The sequence below is a fragment of the Brucella pseudogrignonensis genome, from assembly GCF_002252525.1.
Lineage (GTDB): Bacteria > Pseudomonadota > Alphaproteobacteria > Rhizobiales > Rhizobiaceae > Brucella > Brucella pseudogrignonensis.
In genome coordinates this window covers 329,204-352,398 of record NZ_NNRM01000006.1, presented here as the reverse complement: position 1 = coordinate 352,398, position 23,195 = coordinate 329,204, and the positions used below count along the sequence as shown (strand labels likewise).

Sequence of the window (23,195 nt, the reverse complement as noted above, 5' to 3'; positions counted from 1 at the left end):
AGTTCCTGTCAGGGGTGTGCTATAGGCTTGGCGCATGAAAACACTGCGGCTCTTTTCTCTGCTCGATAGACTTCGTTCGGCTTCCACACCCGTTTCGGCGGAGGTGCTTGCCGATATGCTGGAAGTGTCACCGCGCACGATCTATCGCGATATGGCGACGCTGGTTGCAATGGGCGCGCCGGTCAGAGGTGAAGCCGGGTTGGGTTATCAGCTTGAGAAAGGTTACTTTTTGCCGCCGCTTCACTTCGATGCGGATGAGCTGGAAGCCATTATGCTCGGTGTGAGGCTTGTTATGGCCAGAGGTGATGGCGATCTTGGTGCCGCAGCGCAGCGCGTTTCAGGAAAAATCAGTTCAACCATGCAGGCTGGGGCGGGGGATCGTTACAAGAACCTGCCGTTGAGGGCTGTGTCGAAACTGACCGAGGAACACAGCAAGGCGAACCTGCATCTTTCATTTCTACGGCGTGCGGTTCGTGATCGCGTGGTTGTTACGCTCGAATATCTTGATCTGAAAGACAACATCACAGAGCGTATTGTAAGGCCACTTGGTTTAACGATGTTCGATGCGGTCTGGCTGCTGACAGGTTGGTGTGAAAGTCGTAACGATTTCCGGAATTTCCGTCTCGACCGCATCAGTAATGTTGAAACTGCCGGTCGGGTGTTTCGGCATCAGAAGGGGCAGCGCTTCGAGGACTATCTGCTCACGCTTTAGAGCGCCTTTGTGAGCCCGGAAGGGCGCATGGCGCTCTAGCGCCCCCAAGGCTAAAAACACGAAAGGCACGGCTCCCCCGCAGAAGCCGCGCCTCATTTTTCCGAAATCCAGAGACTTCGCAGTTCGTAATCTTAGCCGATCATCGCGCGGCGCTGATTGACCGGGCGTTCCACTACATCACGCGGGGCTTTTACGCCGTCGCGCTCTTCCAGTGCTTCGGCTTTCGCAAGGTCAGCCTCAGCCACAACCAGTTCGGCCTCGGCGCCTTCCTTCTGCTGCATCAGATCGCGAATCGAACCAAACAGGTTATCGCGCCGCTGGCGCGCTGCCTTTGCGAAGGTCGGATAGGCAAAATGATTGATGTCAGTGATGCCTGCCTTCTTTTCTTCCGATAGAATCTGGGCGTCGAGTTCTCCGGCCATCCGCTCGAACTCGCCGATCATCAAGTCAAGTTGGCCCAGCTGACGGCGCTTTTCCTTCACCTGGAACAATTTCAGCCTGACGAGGCTTTCACGTGGCTTCATACGCAATACTCCTTGAACACCAACCAGCTCTCTTAACGTTGGGGCGTTCCCCCCGACTTTATTAACAGGCATATATGCGGGCGGTTTTCCCACAATATGCCGTGAAATCCGTTGCAATGCCTGGCTTTTAAGGGCTTCAGCTCTGCCACCAATTTTAAGAACAGCCTCAATAAGCGAAACAAAAAGTTAAGATTTCGCCCTTTTGGTAACCATTCCTTTACCGGCAACGTTAATCATACGCGTTAGGAATTAAGGCTCGGTAAATCTGGTGTGGTTTTTGAGTAACAGGTGAAAGCTAGAGTCAAATGAATCACTTAGGAAGTTTTCTTAATGTGATTCATAAGGGTCTAATGAGTCGAATAATTACATATGATTCAGTTGGATAAGAGTTTTTTCTAAACTGGAAAGAATTGTACTTGCCAACCGGAATCATATTTTGTTAACCATTTGCAGGCACCTTCATGCTAAGGCAACGACAGTTCCGTCAGCTGCCGTGAGGGAAAACTGATCAGCGGCGGAAAGGGGATAAGATATGCGCGTCCTTTTGATTGAAGACGACAGTGCTATCGCACAGAGCATTGAATTGATGCTGAAGTCCGAGAGCTTCAATGTCTACACCACCGATCTGGGTGAAGAAGGCATCGATCTCGGCAAGCTTTATGATTACGACATCATCTTGCTGGACCTGAACTTGCCGGACATGTCCGGTTATGAAGTTCTGCGTACCTTGCGCCTTTCGAAGGTCAAGACGCCAATCCTTATCCTCTCCGGCATGGCTGGCATTGAGGACAAGGTTCGCGGTCTGGGCTTCGGTGCAGACGACTACATGACGAAGCCGTTCCACAAGGACGAGCTGATCGCCCGTATTCATGCGATTGTTCGTCGTTCCAAGGGCCACGCCCAGTCGGTCATCACCACTGGCGACCTGATTGTTAACCTCGACGCCAAGACGGTTGAGGTTGGTGGTCAGCGCGTTCACCTGACCGGCAAAGAATATCAGATGCTCGAGCTTCTTTCGCTCCGCAAGGGCACGACGCTCACCAAGGAAATGTTCCTCAACCACCTTTATGGCGGCATGGACGAGCCTGAGCTGAAGATCATCGACGTGTTTATCTGCAAGCTGCGCAAGAAGCTTGATGCCGTTTCCGGCAGCCAGAGCTACATCGAAACCGTTTGGGGTCGCGGCTATGTGCTGCGCGAGCCAGATGGCACAGAACTGCGTGAAAGCGCATAAGCGTTTTTAAAGCGCTTAGCAGTTCTGCTGGAAATACCTGATTGAATAAGGCTCCGCGTAAGCGGGGCCTTTTCTTATATGAGGCCGCAAACAAAAAAGGCGCAGGTTTTACCCTGCGCCTTTTGCTTAAAGAAATGCTTCTTATTCTGCGGCGAAGACGATGTCTTCGGCAGTCGCATGGATGGAAATGGTCATGCCTGCATCTTCAGCCAGAAGCAGTGTGTAGTATGGCTGAACCGAATGGGCGTCGATTGGCTCTTCCGGCTCTGCGCCTGAATGCAGTTCGAGGAACTTTGGCGGTACGCGCAGCATCCGACCTTTGGCGGTGATGACAAAACGTGGATTGGTGTCGCCATTTTCGAGGCGAACAGCCAGCGAACCGCCGCGTGGAATGGCTGCATTGCTGATCAGAAGCAGGTTGAGCAAAAGCTTGACCTTGTTCTTTGGCAGCAGAACGCGGGCGCCTTCCCAGGTCAGTTCCGGCTTTTCATTCTTGAAATATTCGGTTGCGACATGCTGCGCATCGCCGGTATCGATCTGTACGCCTGCGGAACCGGCTGCACCGAACGCGATGCGGGCAAACTGAAGACGGGCCGAAGCATTGCGAGCGCTCGACTTGATGAGCGCCATTGCGTCTTCGTCCGCGCCACCTTCTTCGAGCAGTTCGAGACCATTGTTAATGGCGCCAACCGGCGAGATGATGTCATGACAGATCCGGCTGCACAGAAGCGCACCAAGATCGAGTGCGGACAGGGTAACGGGCAATGGCATGGTGTTTTCTCCAGGCGCGAACCGGCTCTGCGAATCGACTTTGTAATCGAATGTCAGGCGGCAATCAGTTGATGAGCATAAATCCCGACGAATCACCACCGGGAACCTTGGGAATCTGGATACACGCGACATCCATTTGCCGCAACAAAGCTGTTTTTTGCCGCCATTCTAAAGCCAATTTCGGCGCTTAAAGATTTAGACAATAAATTCGCGGTTAAACTACGCGCGATTCGGCAAAGTGCTCGCAAGAAGCGCTGCCAGGCTTTTAACAGGGCCGTCAGACAGAGAAGCTGGTAGGCAAAAGGAATTATAGATGGCCATACCGTCCCTGTCGCAGATCAGGTTCCGCAACGCGGCGTATATTGTAGCGTTCTTTGCGGCCTTTCTGATCTCCATCACCGCCGTGCCGCACAAAGCGCAGGCACAGAGCAGCAACACATATTCGGCCGAGGAAGTTGTTGAATCCGGACACCGGTTCTTCGGTTCGACATCTGGCGGTATCGCCAGCGCAGTCGAAAAGGCGTTCCAGAGCTTCGGACTTCCCAATGGCTATATTCTGGGTGAAGAGGGCTCTGGTGCCTTCATAGGTGGTCTCACCTATGGCGAAGGTACGCTCTACACCAAGAATGCTGGCGATCATCGCACGTTCTGGCAGGGTCCGTCGCTCGGCTGGGATTTTGGCGGGCAAGGCTCGCGCGTCATGATGCTCGTCTATAATCTCGACGATATTCAGAGCCTTTATGGGCGTTATGCCGGCGTTGCAGGTTCTGCTTATGTGATCGCCGGAGCGGGCTTCAACGTGCTAAAGCGTCAGAATATCATGCTGGTGCCAATTCGTACGGGCGTTGGTGCCCGCCTTGGCGTCAATATTGGTTATCTGAAGCTTTCTGCGGCTCCGACCTGGAACCCATTCTGATTTGGACTGGCGTTCGAGCTGGAAAGCGGAACGCCGCTCCATTATGAATAACAACCAGCCAAGTCTTTTGGCTGGTCCATTTTCCCGTTTAGTGACAAAGCCGTGATCCAGTCTGCGCTCATTTTCATACTTGGCGTTCTCGTGGCGGTTTTCGTCGTGGTTCTGCTTGGCCCTTCGGTTTGGCGCCGCGCTTTCTTTCTGGCGCGTCGGCAGGTTCAAGCCGAACTGCCGATAACGCTTGCTGAAATCAGAGCGGATCGTGATGGCCTGAGAGCCGAACATGCGGTGGTGGCCAGCAAGCTTGCACAGCAGCTCAAGCTTGAACGTGATAAATCATCCGGCCAGCTGATCGAGCTCGGCAAGCAGAATGATGAACTCAAGCGTTTCGCTTCATTGGAAAATGATATCGCACAGCTAAAAGAGACGCTGGCGGAACGTGCAAAGCAGGTCGCAGAAACGATATCGGAACGCGACACTGCTGCTGAAAAAGCAGAAATTGTTGAGGCCGAGGTTGAGCGGCTGCAGAAACATCTTTCATCTCTCGAAGAACTGGCCGATACGCTACGTATCGAAATGAGTGCCAAAGAGACCGAACATGGTCGTCTGATGAATGAGATGAGCGAAATGCGTCGGGAACGTAAAGATGCATCTGCCCGCTATAATGAGGTTTCGACGCAATTGACGACAGCACAGACTGAGTTAAAGAGCGAGAAGCGCCGCAATACTGAATTGCAGGCCAAACTCGACAAGCTGATTACCGATTTCTCCGACGCTCAGGAAAAGCTGGAGCGCTTTACCCGCAAGGGTTCGGCATCAAACGCCGAAACAGAGCAACCCGCAGAATTCTCAAAAGAAAATGCGGCGCTTCGCGAAGAGATGGCAGCCTTGGCCGCGCGCATGGTTGCAGCTACCGCAGAGAAGGAAGGCGAAAACTCGCCTATCCATAAGGTGCTTGACGCTGAAGGTTCAGTTGGCAAGGGCAAAAATGCCAGCCCAAAGAGCCTTGCCAGTCGCATCCGCGATCTGCGCTGATATCAATCACTGGCTATAACGTCTGACCAATCTGGATGGCGCTTGACCTGCGCCTGCATGAAACTGCAGCGTGGGATGATTTTCCAGCCGGTTTTACGGGCGTCTTCGACAGCATTTAGCGCTAAGGCCTGCGCTACACCTTTGCCACGCATGGAATCGGGCACGAAGGTGTGATCGATGGAGATGAGTGCAGGCCCGAGCTTTGTATAAGTCATCTCCGCTTCGTCGCCATCGATATTGGCAAAGTAACGACCGCTATCGGTGCTGTCGGCTTTCTGGATCTGAATATTTTCGGCCATTCTGCTCTCCCCATGAGGGTTTCAGTTCTCATTGATATAGTGATGAACGGCCAAAGAAAAACCCCGGCCGGGTTAACCGGCCGGGGCTTAATTTGCGTATCTGCCTTTTCCGGAGAAACCGGCAGATTTTTAGTGTCTATACTGCTGGATACGTGTGGTCCTGAGACCGGCGAGACCATGCTCATCGATCGAGGACTGCCAGCCAAGAAATTCCTCCACCGTCAAGGTATAACGCTGACATGCTTCCTCAAGGCTGAGAAGCCCACCGCGTACAGCGGCGACAACTTCAGCCTTACGGCGAATGACCCAGCGCCTTGTAGTGGCGGGCGGGAGGTCCGCGATGGTCAGTGGACTGCCATCAGGACCGATAACATATTTTATACGCGGTCTTGTCAGATCGGTCATTGTACTCTCTACACAACACTCAAGGACCTAATCGAGACCGAGACTAACGCCACAGCTTTAAGAATTACCTAAACAGGCGGTAACTCTCTGGTAACACTTGCAAAAAAATGACTTATTTCGAAAGAAAGTCATAAAAAAACCTGTCTTGGCAGGCATTTGATAAAAAGTCTCACGGGAATTTGTGGTTGCAATGCCGCAAAACGGCCACTGTTTTTGCTGCGACATCTTGGCAAGTACCCGTTGTGTGACCTATATAGGGCGCAAACCTAAACTTTTAAAAGCAGGGCATTTGCCCGGAAGCTGGAAATAATCATGAGCCTGAACAGCCTCGATCTACCGGGAAAGCCGGAAGACACGCGCGTTGTCGTCGCCATGTCGGGCGGCGTCGATTCCTCTGTTGTGGCAGGCATTCTCAAACGTGAAGGCTATGATGTTGTTGGCGTAACGCTGCAGCTTTACGATCATGGTGCGGCAGTGCATCGCGCCGGTTCTTGCTGCGCTGGCCAGGACATTGAAGATGCCCGCCGCGTTTCGGAAAGCCTCGGCATTCCTCATTATGTATTGGATTATGAAGCACGCTTTCGTGAAGCCGTGATCGATCCATTTGCAAATTCCTATGTGAGCGGTGAAACGCCGATTCCATGCGTATCCTGCAATCAGACTGTAAAGTTTGCCGATCTTCTGCAGACTGCGCGTGAACTTGGTGCCGATGCGCTGGCAACCGGCCACTATATCCGCAGCAGTCAGAATGGCGACCATCGTGCGATGTTCCGTCCGGTCGATTCGGACCGTGATCAGAGCTACTTCCTGTTTGCGACCACGCAGGACCAGATCGATTATCTGCGTTTCCCGCTGGGCCATCTGCCAAAGGCACAGGTTCGCGAAATCGCCGAAGAAATGGGCCTGACTGTTGCCAAGAAGCAGGATAGCCAGGACATCTGCTTTGTTCCGCAGGGCAAATATTCCGACATCATTTCCAAGCTGAAGCCTGAAGCGGCAACGCCGGGCGATATCGTTCATATCGACGGTCGCGTGCTCGGTCGCCATGATGGCATTGTTCATTATACGGTCGGCCAGCGCCGCGGAATTGGTGTTGCAACCGGTGAGCCGCTTTATGTGGTGCATCTCGATGCTGCCAATACGCGTGTGATTGTTGGCCCGCGTGAAGCCCTTGAAACCCATAAGGTTTTCCTGCGCGATGTTAACTGGCTCGGCGATGGCGCGCTGGACGCGCTGCCAAAGGGCGGTATTGAAGTCTTCGCAAAGGTTCGCTCGACGCGTCCGCCACGTCCAGCTGTTCTGCATCATGCAGATGGCAAGACCTGGGTGGAGCTGGTCGACGGCGAAAGCGGTATCGCACCCGGACAGGCGTGCGTTCTCTATTCAGATGATTCGAACACTGCGCGTGTGTTTGGCGGCGGTTTCATCGGTCGCTCCGAACGTGAACCGCAGGCAGAAGAAATGCTGCGTCGTCTGGTTGCCAATACCTCAAAGGTATCTGCAGCTTAGAGCGCGACATATGCGTTTACAGCGGTCCAGTTAAGAAAGAATCGTTGGAACCGCTGTAACTGTTTGTTTTTACGCATTATCCGACGCAAAATCGCTTCGCACTTTTGCTGGAAATGCTATAAAATCAAAAGCCTCCGACATTGTTCGGAGGCTTTTTCATTTGAACAGTTATTTTTAATCGAAACGACTGAAGCGGGATAATGCTATGCCCGACGCCGTTGCCACGTTGAGGCTATCGAACTCTTTGGACATCGGTATGCGTGCTGTTGCTAATCGCTGTAATAGGTGAGGGGGCAAACCTTCGCCTTCCGTACCTAACAGCAAAGCCTGTTTTTTATGGTCCGGAGCCTTGAAGATGCTTGTTTCAGAAGAAGGGCTTAGCGCCAATATGTTGAAGTTGGCAACTTGCAGCGCTGCAATGATATCTTCGATAGAAGCACCGTGGAAATATGGCATTTTCAGCGTGGCGCCGACAGAAACGCGAATGGCTTTTCGGTAAAGTGGATCGCAGCAGGTCTCATCCATAAGAACACAATCCGCTTCAAATGCTGCCGCATTGCGGAAGATCGAGCCGACATTGTCGTGATTGGAAATGCCACACAGCACAACAACCAGAGCGTTCTCTGGTAACTGGCCGACCATTTCTTCAAGGGTTGGCTGAGTTTTGCGTCGTCCGACCGCGAGAATGCCGCGATGGACGTGAAATCCTGCAACTTCATCCATAACAGATTGAGGCACAGAATAGACAGCGACGCCATCGGGACGCTGTTTTAGTTGCTCCTCAAGCCCGTTCAGGCGATTTTCCAGAACGAGCAAGGATTCTGTTTGAAAGCGTGCATGAGAGGAGAACAGGACGTTAACGACCACTTTTCCCTCAGCGATGAAACGCTGCTGGCGACCGACAAGATCTTTTTCACGAATGTTCGTGTAGGGGGATAAACGAGCATCGGCAGAATCAGAGATGCTTACGACAAAGTCGTGCGATCCGGTTTGTTCCTTCATCGCACGACTTATGCCTCATATAGGTGCGTTATTGGTGAACGACCGCAGCAATCTCACGTCGACGCGGTGCAGGACTCATATAGAGACTTGAAAGCGTAGACAACATCAACTCGATGTGTGGTGAAGATACCATGTAATATATGGTTTGCGCGTCACGCCGCGTCGATACGAGGTCAAGTGCCCGTAGTTTTGCGAGGTGCTGGGATAGCGCGGATTGGCTAAGATCAATTGCTTTTGCTAAAGCACCAACAGACATTTCATTGTGAAGTAACTTGCACAAAATGAGTAGTCTTTTGTTGTTAGCAAGAGCTGAAAGAAAATCAGCCGCTTGATCAACGTTTTCTATTAAATCAAAAAAATTATGTTCATTGGTCATTTGCAGTCATACCCCCGTAAGACAGCATTCGGTTAAAAAAATGCCTGTGGTTCATTAGCCGCAGACACCCCAAAATTAATACTATACCGAGAAATTGAAAAGGGCTTGCTTATATTAACCAGCTCAAAAAATCATCGATTTGTCCCAAAAATAGCAGGGTTTTGTTTCAGCGCTCGGCTTTGAACAAGCCTTGCAGCATTTTCATTGCGTTCTCACCAGAATCGGCCCGAGCGGAAAAATCAGAGCGGATGATGTGGTCACCACTCGACATATTGAAGCCGTCGGGATCGAAACTCGTTATCTTCCAGTTTTTTGCCACGTCTTTGTGACGGGCGGCGTGAAGATTGATTTCGTTACCATATTTGTTGTTGAGGTCATCAATCGTGTCCTGTTCGGAAACCGCGATTGCACCGACGCTCTCAGGCGGGTTTATGAGGTCGTTATCGGTCAGATTAAATGCCTTGCCGAAGCCGCCATTCAGGCTGGCAGACTCAATTGTCAGTCGGAAAAAGGCAAAGTCTCCCAGGTCGACATATAAAGCGCCCTTGGGATTATGGTTGAGATAACGCCGTCTTACACGAGGATACTCGCTAGAGATTCGTTCAATTTTGTTGGCATTACAGTGAAGGGTGATGCGCGGATGGGCGAGTGGATCTCCCTTTCCTGCCTCACCAAGAAGCAGCGAGCAGGCGGGATTGGCGATTAACCCGGGAGTATGCGCTGCCAGTGCCGAAATGAGAATAATCGGCGTTCCGTCGATGTCCGTGGCGACAGCCACTCGGCTTGCAAGCGGTCTGCCCGTCTTGGGATCAAGGACTGCGATTGCGCCATAACGGGACGTGCGCAGCAAGGCTTTGGCCAACTGGATCGCTTCTGGCGTGGTGGGCCGAATAGGGCTTTTTTCTTCGGGCATGGAACGCAGCTCAAATGTGAGTGAATTTATCCAGTTAATAGCTCATCCGCATATTGTAGTATAGAAGCGGATCAATTTTTGCTTATCGAAGAGTGATAGCCTGTAGCAATATCCAATCTTTTGCTAAATTATGTTTGGAGTACGAATGCATAATGTGCCGAACAGTACACCTCTGACGGGATGTCAGGTGGCTGTTGTCGCACATATTTTAGATGCGAAGATTATTATAATTCCATGCCGTTTAGCGCAATTTTCTAAAACCCAACGCTGTCATGGAATAAAAATCTAATAAAACTGGGTAAAATCGGTTGAGAATATGACGCGATTCTAAAAATTGCGCTTGCATTGTGGCAAGCCAAGCGTTTCGATAAGGTCCAATTGCGTGCTTAGGGTGCGCGCAATATTATTTTCCGTGGAGGCGGGCACTACAATGAAATTCTACCAGAAACTTTTGGCGGCAACTGCAGTTGTCGCTCTAATGAGCGGCGCTGCATCGGCTAAGACCTTTGTATATTGCTCGCCAGCATCGCCTGAGGGCTTTGATCCGGCAGCTTACACCGGTGGTGACACGTTCGATGCGTCGGCGCATCCGGTCTACAACCGCCTTGCAGAGTTCAAGAACGGCACGACAGAAGTCGTACCGGGTCTGGCAGAAAGCTGGGAAGTTTCGGAAGACGGTAAGGAATATACCTTCCATCTGCGTAAGGGCGTAAAGTTCCATTCGAGCGATTACTTCACGCCAACCCGTGATTTCAACGCCGACGACGTGATCCTTTCCTTCGACCGTATGGGTAACAAGGAAAACCCTTGGCACGAATATACGGCTGGCATTTCCTACGAATATTTCGATTCGATGGAAATGGGCTCGCTGATCAAGGAAATTCAGAAGATCGACGACAACACCGTCAAGTTCGTTCTGAACCGTTCGGAAGCTGCTTTCCTCGCCAATATCTCGATGCCTTTCGCTTCGATCATCTCGAAGGAATATACCGACAAGCTCGCAGCTGACGGTAAGAAGGACGATCTCAATCAGGTTCCTGTCGGCACTGGTCCTTTCCAGTTCGTAGCCTACCAGAAGGACGCCGTTGTTCGCTTCAAGGCTAACAAGGACTATTGGGGCGATAAGCCAAAGATCGACGATCTGGTTTTCGCAATCACGACCGATCCTGCAGTCCGCGCGCAGAAGCTCAAGGCTGGCGAATGCCACCTGATGTCCTATCCTGCTCCAGCAGACATCAAGGACCTTCAGGCTGATTCCAACCTCAAGGTTGACGAACAGGCTGGTCTGAACATTGCTTACTTCGCTTACAACACGACTGTCGCTCCATACGACAAGCCGGAAGTTCGTAAGGCACTCAACCAGGCTGTTAACAAGCAGGCTATCGTTGATGCAGTGTTCCAGGGTCAGGGACAGGTTGCTAAGAACCCGATCCCACCGACAATGTGGAGCTACAACGACAAGATCGAGGACGACAAGTATGATCCGGAAGCTGCCAAGAAGGCTCTCGAAGCTGCTGGCGTTAAGGATCTTAAGATGAAGCTCTGGGCAATGCCTGTGAGCCGTCCTTACATGCCAAACGCACGTCGTACTGCAGAACTCATGCAGTCCGATCTTGCCAAGGTTGGCGTAAGCGCTGAAATCGTTTCGATGGAATGGGGTGAATACCTCAAGAAGTCCGGCGAAAAGGACCGCGACGGTGCCGTCATCCTCGGCTGGACCGGTGACAATGGTGATCCGGATAACTTCCTCGGCACGCTTCTGGGCTGCGCCGGCGTTGGTTCGAACAACCGTGCACAGTGGTGCTACCAGCCGTTCGAAGACCTGATCCAGAAGGCAAAGGTCTCGACCAACCATGAAGAACGCGTCAAGCTTTATGAAGAAGCTCAGGTGATCTTCAAGGAGCAGGCTCCATGGAACACCATCGCTCACTCGACCGTATTCGTGCCGATGTCGGCCAAGGTTACGGGCTTCAAGCAGAGCCCGCTTGGTGATTATCGCTTCGAAGATGTCGATATCTCCGAGTAAAATCTAACAACACCAGCGGCCGGGTGTGGAGGTTTCCTCCGCACCCGGTCGGAGTTTTTGTATGTTTCGTTTTATATTAAACAAACTCATCTATCTGGTGCCGACTTTCATTGGCATCACGATCGTTGCTTTCGCATTCGTCCGCGTTCTACCGGGCGATCCCGTGCTGTTGATGGCAGGCGAACGCGGCGTCAGTCCTGAGCGCCATGCACAGCTGCTGGCTCAGCTCGGCTTTGACCGCCCGTTGTGGGAGCAATATATCAACTATGTCTGGAACCTTCTCAATGGTGACTTCGGCCAGTCTCTGGTCACGAAAAAGCCGGTTCTGACGGAATTCTTCGCCCTGTTCCCTGCAACTGTCGAGCTTTCAATCTGCGCGATTATCGTGGCTATCCTGGTTGGTATTCCTGCAGGTGTCATCGCAGCTGTGAAGCGCGGTTCATGGTTCGATCAGGGCCTGATGGGCATCTCGCTCGTTGGTTATTCGATGCCGATCTTTTGGTGGGCTTTGCTGCTCATCATCTTTTTCTCGGGCATGATGCAGTGGACGCCGGTTTCTGGCCGTATCTCATTGCTGTATTTCTTCCCGCCAGTAACGGGCTTCATGCTGATTGACAGCCTGCTGTCAGGTCAGAAGGGCGCTTTCGCTTCTGCGGCTTCGCATCTCATCCTGCCGACCATCGTGCTTGCAACGATCCCGCTTGCGGTGATTGCGCGCCAGACACGTTCGGCAATGCTGGAAGTGCTGGGTGAAGACTACGTACGTACAGCTCGTGCAAAAGGCCTGCCGGTTCGCCGCGTTATCGGTCTTCATGCGTTGCGTAACGCAATGATCCCGGTCATCACCACCATTGGCCTTCAGGTCGGTGTGCTTATGGCGGGTGCTATCCTGACTGAGACGATCTTCTCATGGCCCGGAATTGGCAAATGGATGCTCGATTCCATTTCGCGTCGCGACTATCCGGTTGTGCAGAGCGGACTCCTGATTATCGCTTTCATCATCATGATCGTGAATCTGGTTGTCGATCTGCTTTACGGCCTGATCAATCCGCGTATCCGGCATAAGTGAGGGTATCATGACACACTCAGCAATTCAGCCGGAAGCCGTAAACGAAGTCGGAAAAATCCGTGCTTTGAAAGATTTCTGGTTCTATTTCAGCGTCAATCGCGGCGCTGTCATCGGTCTTTTCGTATTTCTGGCGCTTGTTATCGTCGCGATCCTCGCGCCGGTTCTCGCACCGCACAATCCTTCGGAACAGTTCCGTGACTTCATGCTGGTTCCTCCTTTCTGGGAACAGGGCGGCACAACGCAGTTCCTGCTTGGCACGGATGCTGTCGGTCGCGATATGCTGTCGCGTTTGATCTATGGCGCCCAGTATTCGCTGCTGGTCGGCTTTGTCATCGTCATCATTTCGATGTGCCTTGGCATCACCATCGGCCTTCTCTCCGGCTATTTTGGCGGCGGCGTCGATACGATTTTCATGCGTATCATGGACGTCATTCTGGCGTTTCCATCGCTGTTGCTCGCACTGGTTCTGGTGGCGATTCTGGGACCAGGCCTCATCAACGCCGTTCTTGCGATCACGCTGGTTCTGCTTCCGCACTTTTCACGTCTGACCCGCGCCGCAGTCATGGCCGAAAAGGAACGTGAATATGTGACCGCAGCCAAGCTTGCCGGTGCAAGCAAACTGCGTCTGATGTTCAAGACCATTCTGCCAAACTGCCTTGCACCTCTGGTTGTTCAGGCAACCATGTCGTTCTCCAACGCCATTCTCGACGTTGCAGCACTTGGCTTCCTTGGTATGGGTGCGCAGCCGCCGACACCGGAATGGGGCACAATGCTTGCAGAAGCGCGTGAATTCATCATGCGTGCATGGTGGGTTGTGACTTTCCCGGGTCTTGCGATCCTGATCACTGTTCTCGCGATCAATCTGGTCGGCGATGGTCTGCGCGATGCGCTTGACCCGAAACTGAAGAGGAGCTGATCGATGGCTCTGCTTGAAATCAAGAACCTTACGGTTTCGTTTGATACCTCGACTGGCCCGTTCAAGGCGGTCGATGGCATCGATATCTCGGTGGACAAGGGCGAAGTCCTTGCCATCGTGGGTGAGTCAGGCTCTGGTAAATCTGTCGGTATGCTTGCTGTCATGGGCTTGCTGCCCAAGACTGCAACCGTAACCGCCGACAGCATGACGTTTGACGGACAAGACCTGAAAGGGATGTCCGACAAGGAACGCCGCAAGATTATCGGGCGCGATATTTCGATGATCTTTCAGGAGCCGGTTGCAAGCCTCAATCCGTGTTTCACGGTGGGCTATCAGCTTGAAGAAGTGCTTAAGCGCCATATGGGGCTTAAAGGTTCTGCAAGCCGTGCCCGTGCGATTGAGCTGCTGGAACTCGTTGGCATCCGTGATGCTGCCGAGCGCCTGTCCAGCTTCCCGCATCAGATGTCTGGCGGTCAGTGCCAGCGCGTTATGATCGCGATTGCAATCGCCTGTAATCCGAAGCTATTGATTGCCGATGAGCCGACAACCGCGCTTGACGTGACGATCCAGAAGCAGATCCTCGATCTGCTGATGCGTCTTCAGGTGGAGCACGGCATGGGCCTCATCATGATTACCCATGATATGGGCGTTGTTGCCGAAACTGCTGACCGAGTGATCGTGCAGTATAAGGGCCACAAGATGGAAGACGCTGACGTGTTGTCGTTGTTTTCCGCGCCAAAGCACCCATATACGCGTGCGTTGCTTTCGGCTCTGCCGGAAAATGCGACCGGCGACCGTCTGCCGACGGTTTCCGATTTCGTCTTTGCAAACAATGCCGCAGGAGAAGCGTGATGAGCGAGATCGTTCTCGAAGCGCGCGATATCAAGCGCGACTACCATGTTGGCGGCGGTCTTTTTGGCAAGCCCAAGATTGTTCATGCCGTCAAGGGCGTGAGCTTCAAGCTTGAAAAAGGCAAGACGCTGGCAATCGTCGGTGAATCAGGTTGCGGCAAGTCAACACTCGCCCGCATCCTGACCATGATCGACCCGCAGACCTCTGGCGATCTGATGATCGGCGGGAAGGATGTGAACATTGCCCGTGATGGTCTGACAGCCGAAATGCGCCAGAAGGTGCAGATCGTTTTCCAGAACCCTTACGGTTCGCTCAATCCGCGCCAGAAGATTGGCGATGTGCTGGCTGAGCCTCTGCTGCTCAACACCAATATGTCTGCCAAGGAACGTCGTGAAAAGTCGATGGAAATGCTGCTCAAGGTTGGTCTTGGCAAGGAGCATTTCAATCGCTACCCGCACATGTTCTCGGGCGGTCAGCGTCAGCGTATCGCTATTGCACGCGCATTGATGCTCAATCCGAAGCTGCTCATTCTTGATGAGCCGGTTTCGGCGCTCGATCTTTCTGTGCAGGCGCAGGTGCTCAATATTCTTGCTGATCTGCAGGAAGAATTTGGCCTGACTTACGTATTCATCAGCCACGATCTGTCGGTTGTCCGTTACATCGCTGACGATGTGATGGTGATGTATTTCGGTGAAGTTGTTGAATATGGCTCGCGTGACGACGTGTTTAACAACCCGCAGCACGACTATACGAAGAAGCTTTTTGCAGCCACGCCGCGTGCGGATGTGGATGCAATCCGCGCCCGTGTTGAAGCGCGTGCCGCTGCACGAGAGGCCGCACAGGCTTAAAGCCTTCAATTCGATAATAAAAAACGCCGCCCTTTGAGGCGGCGTTTTTGTTTGAAGCTCTTGTTTTAGAGCGCCCTTTGTGCGCCCATAAGGGCGCACGGTACTCTATCCATTTGTCTTTACGCGCATCTTGTTCCGAAAACCGCTTCGCACTTTTCGGGATGCGCTCTAATGCTGACCGCGTTGCTGGTGCCAGGCAAGAGCGCGCACAATGTCATCGGCGGCAATTTTGCCGATGATGGCGCCATTCTCGACAATCCCCACATCACCGCTGCTATCCGCAACTGCGCCCATCAGGTCGCGAATAAGGGTTTCGCGTCGAGCGGTTGCGGCAAAGGGGCGAGGTGCGGCAGTGCGGTCAAATGGCGTCATGATATCGCCTGCACACAAAACGCCGAGCGGGTTCATATGCGCTACGAAATCGGCGACATATTGATCTGCCGGCTGCAGAAGAATTTCCTGCGGCGTACCACATTGAACGATGCGACCGCCTTCCATGATGGCGATACGATTGCCGATTTTCATGGCTTCGTCGAGATCGTGGCTCACGAAAACGATTGTCTTCTTGAGCCGTGACTGGAAAGCCAGCAGCTCATCCTGCAAACGCGTGCGGATCAACGGATCGAGCGCGGAAAACGGCTCATCCATGAGCAGAATCGGTGCGCCGGTTGCAAAGGCGCGCGCCAGGCCGACGCGCTGCTGCATACCGCCGGAAAGTTCGCCTACCTTGCGCTTGGCCCAGTCCTGCAAGCCCACCAGCTCAAGCTGCTTACGCGCTTGTGCCAACCGCTCGTCCTTGCGCATACCGGAGATTTCCAGCCCAAACGCGACGTTTTCCTCAACCGTGCGCCATGGTAGCAGACCAAACTGCTGAAACACCATTGAAACGAGTTCCGTGCGCAGATGGCGAAGCGTTCCCCGATCTGCTTTGCCGACATCGATAGTCCGCTCGCCATCACGCACCAGCACACGGCCGCGTGAAATCGGGTTGAGCCGGTTGATGGCCCGCAGGAGCGTTGATTTTCCAGAGCCTGAGAGGCCCATCAGGACGAGAATCTCGCCTTCCTGAATATTGAGCGCGCAGTCATGCACGCCCAGAACGAGATCGGTTTCAGCCTGAATTTCCGAACGCGAAGCACCCCGGTCCGCGAGTTCCAGCGCGTTATCGACATTTTTGCCGAAAATGATGCTGACATCTTCCAGTGCAATGATTGTCATGATCGGCTCCTATTTCTCGCGTCCGGCGCGGAAGATGCGGTCGAGCACGATAGCGACCACGACAATGACAAAGCCCGATTCAAAGCCCAGTGCGGTATTGACCGAGTTCAGGGCTCGAACGACCGGCACACCGAGGCCGTCAGCACCGACAAGCGCCGCAATCACCACCATGGAAAGCGACAGCATGATCGTCTGTGTCAGGCCAGCCAGAATTTGCGGCATGGCGTAAGGCAGCTCGATTTTCCAGAGAAGCTGTGTGCGGGATGCGCCGAAAGCTTCACCGGCTTCGATCAATGACGAAGGTGTCGATGAGATACCGAGATGGGTCAGTCGTACCGGTGCGGGCAGCACAAAGATCGCGGTTGCCAGCAGGCCGGGAACCATGCCGATGCCGAAGAAGACGATGGCCGGGATCAGATAGACGAAGGTTGGCAACGTCTGCATCAGATCGAGAATCGGTCGCAGGACTGCATAAAGGGTAGGGCGGTGCGCTGCGGCGATGCCGAGCGGGACGCCAATTGCCATACAGAGGAAACAGGCCGACAGAACCAGCGTCAGTGTCTTGAGTGTGCCATCCCAATAGCCCTGATTGATGATGAACAGAAAACCCAGGATGGTGAGGATCATCACCGAGATGCGGCGCTGGATAAACCAGGCGATCACTGCAAAAATGACGATCAGGACAAGCGGATGCGGCAGTTGCAACAGATACAACAGGCCGTCGATAAGCCACTGCATAACTGCAGCCAGCCCATCGAAAAAGCCACCCATATTGTCCGTGAGCCAATCGACCACCGACTTTGCGGTGGGTCCGACCGGAATTTTATAGTCCGTCAGCCAGTTCAACGATTATGTCTCCTGCCGCGTTCTTTCAGTCGTGGAGCGTGGTGCGACCTGCTTTATCAGATCGCTTCGCTGCTCCAGCTGTTTATCTTAACGCGCATCCTGTCCGAAAACCGCTTCACCCTTTTCGGGATGCGCTTCGATAGTTTACCTACAAAAGAGTAGGCCGCGGTAATCCGCGGCCTGACTTTCTAAGGATTACAGGCCCAGTTCCGACTTAACGGCTGGCAGACCTTCCTTGCCATCAACGGTGGTTACACCGTCAAGCCACTTGTCGAGCACAGCAGGATTTGCCTTGAGCCACGCAGTTGCGGCCTTTGCCGGATCTTCGCCATCGTCGAGAATCTTGCCCATGATCTCGTTTTCCATTTCAAGCTGGAACTCAAGATTGGTCAGGAACTTGCCGACATTAGGGCATTCCTGCGTATAGCCAGCACGGACATTTGTTTCGACCTTCGCGCCACCAAGGTTTGGTCCGAAGAAGTCGTTGCCGCCGGTCAGATAAGCGATCTCAAAGCGCTTGTTCATCGGATGCGGTTCCCAGGCGAGGAAGACGACCGGGTCTTTGCTTTTGATGCTGCGGGCAACCTGCGCCAGCATTCCCTGTTCAGACGATTCTGCCAGTTCGAACGACTTGAGGCCGAACGCATCCTTGCTGATCATGTCGAGAATCAGACGATTGCCGTCATTGCCCGGTTCAATGCCGTAAATCTTGCCGCCGAGCTTGTCCTTGAAGGTGGCGATGTCTTTGAAGTCCTTCAGGCCTTCGTCATAGGCATATTTCGGCACCGCGAGGGTGTATTTTGCGCCCGTCAGGTTGGTGCGGAGGGTTTCGACGCTCTTGTCATCCAGATAAGGCTTGAGATCAGCGCTCATCGATGGGTTCCAATAGCCGAGGAAAACGTCGATGTCCTTCTTGCTGAGCGACGCATAGGTCACCGGCACGGAAAGAACCTTGATGTCGGTCTTGTAGCCAAGGCCCTTGAGGATCTCGGTGGCTACCGCTGTGGTGGAAGTGATGTCGGTCCAGCCCACATCGGAAAAGCGGACAGTTGAGCAGCTTGCAGGCTCCGCAGCCGAGGCGGTTGCGGGCAGCGCAAAGATCGCTGTCGTGATGGCTAACATACTCAAGGCATATTTGAGCGTAGGCGTCGAAGTGGACTTCATTTTTCTCTCCATTAACCGGGCCGCTTTAACGGTTGATTGTTTTTCCGGTTCCGGCTTTTAGCAAACACCAAAGATTTCGCCGATCAAGTACCATTGCGGCGAAAATATTTCTGATTGCGACTTTGGGGTGTGTTGTACTCGTTTTTCTGGACCGTCAGACAAAAGGTTCTGCAGATAAAGCGTTAAAAGCCGAAGCAGTGCGAAGTGGCGCCATGTTACGCACAGCCCGTGTTGTTTCAACCCTTGAAGGCTTGAAAACACCCAATAAAGTCCGAACCTGTCTGGTTGATGGTTGTCGAAAAGCCTGACGCACTCTATTTGAGAAGTGTGAAACTTATCAGCATATGCTGCTTGGTAATCGGCGATTTTCCGGGTCTGTGATCCGGATGGGTAAAAGTGTCGGAGAGCCTGCAATTGCAGGTAACAGGAAGGATTCGTTACAGTGTGGAATGCAGTTCGGGGCGTTTTCTCCTTCCTTGGTCGTTTTATCGCGGCATTGGCTCGCGTGATTGCAGTGCCACTCGGCGGTCTGTGGGGACTTTTTCTCAAGTTGGGAAATTTGTGGAAAGTTGCGATTGCGGTGATCGTAATCGGACTTGGCGGCCTTTATGTCTATTTTATCTGGCAAACGCAGGTCTGGACCAACTTCAATCCTGATTATCCAGCCAAGTATAGCTACCAGAATGCTGTGACGCCTGGTGAAGTGGTGCAGACGACACCTCAGCCCCTGACTTCAACACCAGAGTCTGGAACGCCGGAGCCTGCAACCTCAACGCCTTCCGAAAACAGTGCGAGCGGGACAGACACCACGCCTGCAACGGGTGATGGTGACACTTCAACGCAGACACCGCCCATGCAGGCAGCGCAAATTCCGTCGACAGCGCGCAAGTGTTCGCCTTCCGCGATTGCTGAAGTCGCCGCTGATCTTACCGATTTCAATGTGAACCAGAACGCGTGGATTTCTTCCATGCTGCTGTACAAGGTTGGCTTCTTCGGTGTTGATTGGGATCGCACACCTTTCCTCGACAACAAGGCGTCGTTCCAGCGCGGTATCAATGCAGCTGTGCGCCGCACGGCAATCGAACTGGTGGACAATATCGGCCGTCTGCGCGGCACATCGCAAATTGATGGCGACCTGCAGAAAGCACGCGGCAATCTGCAGTTTGCAGAAGACGCCTGGTATTTTGGCCTGAGCCCGTTTGGTCCAAAGACACCGACGCCGAGCTATTATCGTTCTGCGATCAAGGATCTGCGCTCGTTCAACACCCGTCTTGAAAACTGTCAGGCAACCTTTGATGCACGCGCCGATAATCTGATCCAGTTCGTTGATCGTATTGCAAGCGATCTGGGTTCGACCTCTGCAATCCTCAAGGATCGTGCTGAAAACTATCATGCTGGCTGGTTCGATACGCGTGCCGATGATCGCTTCTGGTTCGCCTATGGCCAGCTCTATGCCTATTACGGCCTGCTGCGTGCGTCGCACTCGGACTTCCGTAATGTACTGGCGGAAAAGCATCTTGATGGCGTTTGGGACGAAATGGAGCGGCAGCTGCGCTCGGCGCTCGATATGCAGCCATTTATCGTTTCCAATGGTAGCCCGGATGCTTGGTTTACGCCGTCGCATCTGACGACCATGGGCTTTTACATCCTGCGCGTTCGCTCCAATCTGGTGGACGTGAAGCAGGTTCTGGAGCGCTAATTTCTAATGGAACTGCCATCACTATTGCGTCAGGCTGTGGACGCGTCGCTTGAAGGGGTGGCTCTGGCTGATCTCAAGCGTGCGTCTGAGGTTCTTTCGCGGCGCTATCGCGCGGAAACGCGCGATGGTCGTCTGCATATTTCGGATGAACTTGCCGCAAAAGCCTATCTGGCTGCGCGACTGCCTGCGACCTATGCGGCTGTGCGCGCAAGCCTTGAGAGTGTTGCGGAAATGTGCCCGGATTTTACCCCTGCCACCATGCTTGATGTTGGCTGTGGACCAGGGACCGCCCTTTGGGCCGCACGCGGATGCTGGTCTGACTTGCAATCAGCCACGATGATCGAAGCAAGCCCGGCAATCCGTGCCGTGGGAAGCAAGCTTGCAGAAAATGTTGGGCTTCAAACCGAGTGGCGTGCAGGCGATCTGGTCAAGGAAAAGATCGATTTTCCGCAAGCCGATCTCGTGACGATTGCCTATGTTCTGGACGAACTCGCTCCCCTTGATCGTAAGGCGCTTGTCGAGCGGCTATGGGCCTCGGCTCGCCATCTGTTTGTGATTGTGGAGCCGGGAACACCTGCCGGTTGGCAACGCATTCTTGATGCCCGGTCAGCACTGATTGCGCAAGGTGCGCATATCGCAGCGCCATGCACGCATCAGCACGACTGTCCGTTGATTGCGCCTGACTGGTGCCATTTTTCGCGCCGTGTTGCCCGGTCCCGTATCCATCGCCTGACGAAGGATGCGGAAGTGCCATGGGAAGACGAGAAGTTCATCTATCTGGCTGCAACGCGTGATCCGTCGATGAGTGCCACGGCGCGCGTGATCGCGCCTACGCGCGTTGGCGGCGGCAAGGTTTCACTTAAGCTGTGCAATGATGATGGCAGCGCCGAAGAGCGTCTCGTCACCAAGCGGGATGGCGAGTTTTTCCGTTGGGCGCGTCGTGCCGATTGGGGCGACGCAGCACTGGGAAACTAAGCGATGAAGATCAGTCTCGTGCAGCTGCGTTTGCTTGAAGCGGTAGCCGAAACCGGCAGTGTCGGTGCTGCAGCGCGCAAGCTTGGCCTTACCCAGTCGGGTGCAAGTCAGGCGCTGGCGACATTGGAGAAAATCCTCGGACTGGATCTGCTTGCGCGCAAACGCGACGGTGCGATGCTGACTGCTTTCGCACAGACCATTCTCGATGATGCACGCAGCGCTTTATCGGCGGTTGATCGGATCGAAGCGCAGGCACGCAAGATGGTCACGAATGCGCCCGACAGGTTGCGTGTGGCGGCTATTCCCAGCCAGCTCGAATATGTGGTGCCGGAGCTGCGCAAAAACTTTTTGCGGCTTCATCCGCGTGTTGAGTTCAGTACCTTTGAAGGTGGTCATGACGATGTGAGCCTTTGGGTCAGCGAAGGAATTGCCGATCTGGGCATTACCTCATTACCGACTTCCGGCCTTGAAGCAGACGAAGTCGGGCAGGAAGAGCTGGTTGTCGTGGGGCGTCGTGACGATCCGTTCATGCGCCGCGATCTCATCTCTCCCGGTGATTTGCGTGATCGACAGCTTATCGCGGCTGCTGGCTGTGAGCTGATTATCGACCGCATCATTCATGCAGATGGCGGCGCACGCAGCGAGCAGGTCAGAACGCGAGACGTTGCGACCGTGCTTGAAATGGTACGCCATGGGGTCGGCTTGACGCTGCTATCGGAAATCAGCCTTCCGGGGTCCAATCTGCACGATCTCAGGGCGATCAAGCTGGATCCACCGACTTTCAGGACGGTTTATGTCGTGTATCGTTCAGATAGTCCGGTCAGGCATTTGATCGACAGTTTCTGCGCGATTGCCAAACAGGCAAATGTCAAAGCGGCATAAGAATTTCTAATATCTCATATCTGATTTATCCGTGCCGTATGCATTCATGGTTTCTGTAATAGTTGCCCGACTATTCACGAAGCAGAGCACAGCAAATATGACGGCGACCACCGATACGACCATTCCCGTTTCAACCTCCGATACAGTGAAAGGCCTTGTTTGGGGCCTCTCAGGAGTTCTCGTCTGGTCTGGTTCATTCGTTTTGACCCGCTTTGGATTCAAGACAGCGCTTATGCCTTCTGACATCATCGCATTGCGATTTGGGGTGGCCGGGCTGGTTCTGCTGCCGGTTGTCTTCGCCAAAGGGTTTGGCTTCCGGCAATTGGGGCTGCTTGGCTTCGTGCTGCTCGCATCTGGTGCCGGATTTCCCTATGCGCTTCTGACGGTTTATGGGCTGCAATTCGCGCCTGCATCGCACGCGGCAGCGCTTATCCCCGGCCTGATGACAGCACTTGTTGCGGTCCTTGGCGTGTTGCTGCTTCAGGAGCGATTGGCGCTGTCGCGCTGGATCGGGGTGGTGCTCATCCTTATCGGCAGTGGCTTGATCGCTGGCCTGTCACAACTTGGCGGGCAGGAGATGATGGGTCATCTCTCGTTTTTTGCAGCGGCGCTGGTTTGGTCGATCTACGTGATGGTCTTTCGCCGGAAAGGCATGGACGGCCTTCATGCCACTGCGATTGCAGCGGTTGCCTCTGCACTGGTGTTTCTGCCGATTTACATCCTGTTGCTCGACAAAGGCATCGGACAGACTTCGTGGGGTGATATAGCCTTGCAGGGCTTTTATCAGGGCGTGCTGACGTCGGCTTTCGGTGTTTTTGCCTTTAATCGTGCTGTTGTGCTGTTGGGAACCGCCGCAGGAGCGGCCTTATCCGCACTTATACCGGTTGCGACACTGGTTTTGGGGCTCTTGCTGCTTGGTGAGGTGCCGGGATGGACCGACACCGCCGCTGCCCTTCTGATCAGCTTGGGTGTGCTGGCGCTGAACAGAAAGGGCAGGAAGCGTTGAG

The 23,195-nt window shown here is 53.6% G+C and carries 24 protein-coding genes; 14 read left to right on the top strand and 10 right to left on the bottom strand.

The genetic code is table 11. The annotated features are described in order from the left end of the window. Positions 1–34: 34 nt before the first annotated feature. Complete coding sequence (locus tag CEV34_RS03045; protein WP_007876121.1) at positions 35–712, top strand: helix-turn-helix transcriptional regulator; 678 nt, start codon at positions 35–37, stop codon at positions 710–712. Between the two features lie 131 nt (positions 713–843). Here the strand turns inward: CEV34_RS03045 and CEV34_RS03040 are convergent, their stop codons facing one another. After that, positions 844–1,236 (bottom strand): hypothetical protein, encoded by a 393-nt coding sequence (locus tag CEV34_RS03040; RefSeq protein WP_007876119.1) that lies wholly within the window; start codon positions 1,234–1,236, stop codon positions 844–846. Positions 1,237–1,768: 532 nt separating this feature from the next. Here CEV34_RS03040 and ctrA point away from each other — a divergent pair. After that, a complete protein-coding gene (ctrA, locus tag CEV34_RS03035) occupies positions 1,769–2,470 on the top strand; it encodes a response regulator transcription factor CtrA (RefSeq protein ID WP_007876117.1) in 702 nt (233 codons plus the stop codon). Between the two features lie 141 nt (positions 2,471–2,611). Here the strand turns inward: ctrA and chpT are convergent, their stop codons facing one another. Next, positions 2,612–3,241, bottom strand: a complete 630-nt coding sequence (gene chpT, locus CEV34_RS03030; RefSeq protein ID WP_007876116.1) for a histidine phosphotransferase ChpT — start codon at positions 3,239–3,241, stop codon at positions 2,612–2,614. Positions 3,242–3,554: 313 nt separating this feature from the next. Here chpT and CEV34_RS03025 point away from each other — a divergent pair, with 313 nt between their 5' ends. Further along, complete coding sequence (locus CEV34_RS03025) at positions 3,555–4,157, top strand: DUF1134 domain-containing protein (RefSeq protein WP_007876115.1); 603 nt, start codon at positions 3,555–3,557, stop codon at positions 4,155–4,157. A 126-nt stretch (positions 4,158–4,283) separates the two neighbouring features. Beyond that, the gene (locus tag CEV34_RS03020; RefSeq protein ID WP_171380218.1) at positions 4,284–5,189 is read left to right on the top strand and encodes a coiled-coil domain-containing protein; all 906 of its coding nucleotides are present in this window, start codon (positions 4,284–4,286) and stop codon (positions 5,187–5,189) included. 2 nt (positions 5,190–5,191) lie between these two features. Here the strand turns inward: CEV34_RS03020 and CEV34_RS03015 are convergent, their stop codons facing one another. Further along, on the bottom strand, positions 5,192–5,488 hold the full coding sequence (locus tag CEV34_RS03015) for a GNAT family N-acetyltransferase (RefSeq protein ID WP_007876113.1): 297 nt from the start codon (positions 5,486–5,488) through the stop codon (positions 5,192–5,194). Positions 5,489–5,617: 129 nt separating this feature from the next. Next, a complete protein-coding gene (gene sciP / locus CEV34_RS03010; protein WP_007876112.1) occupies positions 5,618–5,893 on the bottom strand; it encodes a CtrA inhibitor SciP in 276 nt (91 codons plus the stop codon). Between the two features lie 312 nt (positions 5,894–6,205). On the opposite strand from sciP, the gene mnmA reads away from it, so the two are divergent. Next, positions 6,206–7,402 carry a tRNA 2-thiouridine(34) synthase MnmA gene (mnmA, locus tag CEV34_RS03005; RefSeq protein WP_007876111.1) on the top strand — a complete coding sequence of 399 codons (1,197 nt, stop codon included), beginning with the start codon at positions 6,206–6,208 and terminating at the stop codon, positions 7,400–7,402. A 174-nt stretch (positions 7,403–7,576) separates the two neighbouring features. Here mnmA and CEV34_RS03000 read toward each other — a convergent pair whose 3' ends face one another. The 3 genes from CEV34_RS03000 to CEV34_RS02990 all read right to left on the bottom strand — a co-directional run bounded on the left by CEV34_RS03000 (position 7,577) and on the right by CEV34_RS02990 (position 9,693). Next, positions 7,577–8,404, bottom strand: coding sequence for a TrmH family RNA methyltransferase (locus tag CEV34_RS03000; RefSeq protein WP_007876110.1), 828 nt, complete (start codon positions 8,402–8,404; stop codon positions 7,577–7,579). A 28-nt stretch (positions 8,405–8,432) separates the two neighbouring features. Beyond that, positions 8,433–8,780 (bottom strand): ArsR/SmtB family transcription factor, encoded by a 348-nt coding sequence (locus tag CEV34_RS02995; protein ID WP_007876108.1) that lies wholly within the window; start codon positions 8,778–8,780, stop codon positions 8,433–8,435. A 166-nt stretch (positions 8,781–8,946) separates the two neighbouring features. Further along, on the bottom strand, positions 8,947–9,693 hold the full coding sequence (locus CEV34_RS02990) for a HugZ family pyridoxamine 5'-phosphate oxidase (RefSeq protein WP_007876106.1): 747 nt from the start codon (positions 9,691–9,693) through the stop codon (positions 8,947–8,949). Positions 9,694–10,123: 430 nt separating this feature from the next. Between CEV34_RS02990 and CEV34_RS02985 the strand changes: the two genes are divergently transcribed. From CEV34_RS02985 to CEV34_RS02965, 5 genes are all read left to right on the top strand, one after another. After that, positions 10,124–11,719, top strand: coding sequence for an ABC transporter substrate-binding protein (locus CEV34_RS02985; protein WP_007876103.1), 1,596 nt, complete (start codon positions 10,124–10,126; stop codon positions 11,717–11,719). Positions 11,720–11,780: 61 nt separating this feature from the next. Continuing rightward, positions 11,781–12,788 (top strand): ABC transporter permease subunit, encoded by a 1,008-nt coding sequence (locus CEV34_RS02980; protein ID WP_007876101.1) that lies wholly within the window; start codon positions 11,781–11,783, stop codon positions 12,786–12,788. Between the two features lie 7 nt (positions 12,789–12,795). After that, complete coding sequence (locus tag CEV34_RS02975) at positions 12,796–13,704, top strand: ABC transporter permease subunit (protein ID WP_007876099.1); 909 nt, start codon at positions 12,796–12,798, stop codon at positions 13,702–13,704. Between the two features lie 3 nt (positions 13,705–13,707). Next, positions 13,708–14,556, top strand: coding sequence for an ABC transporter ATP-binding protein (locus CEV34_RS02970; RefSeq protein ID WP_007876094.1), 849 nt, complete (start codon positions 13,708–13,710; stop codon positions 14,554–14,556). Further along, complete coding sequence (locus tag CEV34_RS02965) at positions 14,556–15,404, top strand: dipeptide ABC transporter ATP-binding protein (RefSeq protein WP_007876092.1); 849 nt, start codon at positions 14,556–14,558, stop codon at positions 15,402–15,404. Before CEV34_RS02970 ends, CEV34_RS02965 begins: the two co-directional genes overlap by 1 nt. 168 nt (positions 15,405–15,572) lie before the next feature. Here CEV34_RS02965 and choV read toward each other — a convergent pair whose 3' ends face one another. The 3 genes from choV to CEV34_RS02950 form a co-directional block, all read right to left on the bottom strand. Next, a complete protein-coding gene (gene choV / locus CEV34_RS02960) occupies positions 15,573–16,622 on the bottom strand; it encodes a choline ABC transporter ATP-binding protein (protein WP_007876090.1) in 1,050 nt (349 codons plus the stop codon). Between the two features lie 9 nt (positions 16,623–16,631). Continuing rightward, a complete protein-coding gene (gene choW, locus CEV34_RS02955; RefSeq protein ID WP_007876088.1) occupies positions 16,632–17,468 on the bottom strand; it encodes a choline ABC transporter permease subunit in 837 nt (278 codons plus the stop codon). A 195-nt stretch (positions 17,469–17,663) separates the two neighbouring features. Continuing rightward, positions 17,664–18,632 carry a choline ABC transporter substrate-binding protein gene (locus CEV34_RS02950; RefSeq protein ID WP_007876086.1) on the bottom strand — a complete coding sequence of 323 codons (969 nt, stop codon included), beginning with the start codon at positions 18,630–18,632 and terminating at the stop codon, positions 17,664–17,666. Positions 18,633–19,074: 442 nt separating this feature from the next. On the opposite strand from CEV34_RS02950, the gene CEV34_RS02945 reads away from it, so the two are divergent. From CEV34_RS02945 to CEV34_RS02930, 4 genes are all read left to right on the top strand, one after another. Next, complete coding sequence (locus CEV34_RS02945; protein ID WP_007876085.1) at positions 19,075–20,331, top strand: DUF2333 family protein; 1,257 nt, start codon at positions 19,075–19,077, stop codon at positions 20,329–20,331. Positions 20,332–20,337: 6 nt separating this feature from the next. Further along, positions 20,338–21,306: a small ribosomal subunit Rsm22 family protein gene (locus CEV34_RS02940; RefSeq protein ID WP_007876084.1), complete on the top strand. Its 969-nt coding sequence runs from the start codon at positions 20,338–20,340 to the stop codon at positions 21,304–21,306. A 3-nt stretch (positions 21,307–21,309) separates the two neighbouring features. Continuing rightward, positions 21,310–22,188, top strand: a complete 879-nt coding sequence (locus CEV34_RS02935; protein ID WP_007876083.1) for a LysR family transcriptional regulator — start codon at positions 21,310–21,312, stop codon at positions 22,186–22,188. A gap of 97 nt (positions 22,189–22,285) precedes the next feature. Next, positions 22,286–23,194 carry a DMT family transporter gene (locus CEV34_RS02930; RefSeq protein ID WP_007876082.1) on the top strand — a complete coding sequence of 303 codons (909 nt, stop codon included), beginning with the start codon at positions 22,286–22,288 and terminating at the stop codon, positions 23,192–23,194. Position 23,195 lies beyond the last annotated feature (1 nt).